Origin of the sequence: Pseudoalteromonas sp. DL2-H2.2, assembly GCF_021532535.1 — a bacterium.
Lineage (GTDB): Bacteria > Pseudomonadota > Gammaproteobacteria > Enterobacterales > Alteromonadaceae > Pseudoalteromonas > Pseudoalteromonas rubra_A.
In genome coordinates this window covers 1-1,840 of the sequence record NZ_JAKGBD010000030.1, presented here as the reverse complement: position 1 = coordinate 1,840, position 1,840 = coordinate 1, and the positions used below count along the sequence as shown (strand labels likewise).

At 43.2% G+C, this 1,840-nt stretch carries 2 protein-coding genes and 1 pseudogene; 2 read left to right on the top strand and 1 reads right to left on the bottom strand.

Annotated features, from left to right (window positions below; all coding sequences use genetic code 11):
- Nucleotides 1-323 precede the first annotated feature (323 nt).
- Nucleotides 324-893 (top strand): alkylmercury lyase family protein, encoded by a 570-nt coding sequence (locus tag L1285_RS23425; RefSeq protein WP_235414545.1) that lies wholly within the window; start codon nt 324-326, stop codon nt 891-893.
- Between the two features lie 83 nt (nt 894-976).
- On the top strand, nt 977-1,327 hold the full coding sequence (locus L1285_RS23420) for a hypothetical protein (RefSeq protein ID WP_235414544.1): 351 nt from the start codon (nt 977-979) through the stop codon (nt 1,325-1,327).
- A gap of 192 nt (nt 1,328-1,519) precedes the next feature.
- Here L1285_RS23420 and L1285_RS23415 read toward each other — a convergent pair.
- Nucleotides 1,520-1,732: pseudogene (locus L1285_RS23415) on the bottom strand (transposase domain-containing protein); the annotation flags it as partial.
- Nucleotides 1,733-1,840 lie beyond the last annotated feature (108 nt).

Here is a 1,840-nt window from a genome sequence, read left to right as displayed (position 1 = left end):
ATGATGCCGGGAGCTTTTTTTGAAATAACGTTTGGCCTTTGGTTGTTAATCAAAGGAATAGACATCCAACCTGATAAAAATCATGCCTAACAAATTGCTCAATTTCGTTACGGGCGCAAAAAGCCGCGCCCTCCACAGGACAGCCTACGCGTTGCTTCGGCTGAATATTAGCAAGGCGTTAGTGCTCACAGATGCTAGAGAGGTCGCTAGTGAATTTAAGCAATTCAAGTCTTCACTATTACATAATTAAGCATATAGTCGATGAGGGAAGAGCTCCCAAAATCATAGAAATGTCTAGAGCATTCGGAGTATCAACGAATGATATGGCTGAAGCCCTTAGAGCGCTTCAGGATTACCACGGAGTGGTTTTGCATCCTGTGTCTTCTGAGGTCTGGGTAATGCATCCGTTTTCTACCGCTCCGACTAATTTTTGGATCGAGTCTGAAAAAGGAAGTTGGTGGGGAAACTGCGCTTGGTGTTCATTGGGTGCCGCAGCACTGCTTGACCGTGATTTAACAATAACTACTACTTTGGGTGGTGAATCCAAACAAGTTGTTGTGGAAATTAAGAGTGGTCAAATAATGAACAAAAAGATATTTATCCACTTTCCAATTCCAATGGTTAAGGCTTGGGAGAACGTTACTTATACATGCAGTACTATGCTCATGTTTGAGTCAGAATCTGAAATTGATAATTGGTGTGAACGTCACGGTATGGAGAAGGGCGATGTTCAACCAATAAACAATGTATGGGAATTTTCCAAGGTTTGGTACGGAAATCATCTAAACCGTGATTGGGTTAAGTGGTCGGTAAATGAAGCAAAAGAAATTTTTGACCGATTCGAGCTCAAAAATCCGATTTGGAATATGCCGTCAAATGGCGGCAGGTTTTAGCACTAACAAGTGTCTGCTAGGGACTGCATTACGCTGAGCTCCATGCAGCCCCAGAGCCAGGCGTTATAAATCGCGGAGGACTAATGAAATATTTGATATTTATAATATTGTTTGTATTTCAACTGAAAGTCCACGCTTATCCGATTACTTCCACAAATGGCGAACACTGGGAAAAAGTTTGCTCAAACACTCATCCTGACTTTGACGAGAAATCAGCTACAAGAAGTTGTACGATGATGTTGCTCGGATTCCAATATGGTTCAAAAGCTCAGGCTGAAAGTGACAAAGCGACCAGAGGCTATTGTTTTGAGAAGAACATTTATCATTTACCTTTGATTTTTGCTGACTTTATTCGCTCAAATCCAAAGTTAAAAACTCAGCCGATTTACGAAGTTTTAAAGCAATTTGGTGAGACTCGTAGGTGCGATTTATAACAAGTCAAAGCATAGGGCACGTAACGCTTGGCTCGTGCTCATTCTTCGCTAGTTTAGCCAAGCATTACTTAGCCTCTGTTTGAGGCGTTAAATGGCAAATATGAAAGCAGTACTTGTATCAACCGAAGGACCATATCTTGAGGCCGTTCTAGAAATATATGGGCAGCATTGTAAGCGTGCAGCGACCCACACCTAGAGATTAACATTCCAGGGCAGTAAGCTGTTGATATCGCACTGTGGCTGAACCAATGCGTTTAAGCAATGCATCACATAGTCGAATGGGGTCAGGCCGTTGGCTCTGGCGGTTTCGATTACACTATAGAGGATTGCGCTGCTTTCAGCACCACTTGAGGTGAAGCTAAACAGCCAGTTTTTTCGCCCTATGACGAGGGTGTTCATAATTCTGTGTCAGTCTACTGAGCTCAAAGCTCGATGTAGTCATCCAAGCGCCCTGGAAAGTGGATGGCCATCTGCGATAGCGTGAGATTCCAGTTCTGGATAGGATGTGTCCAG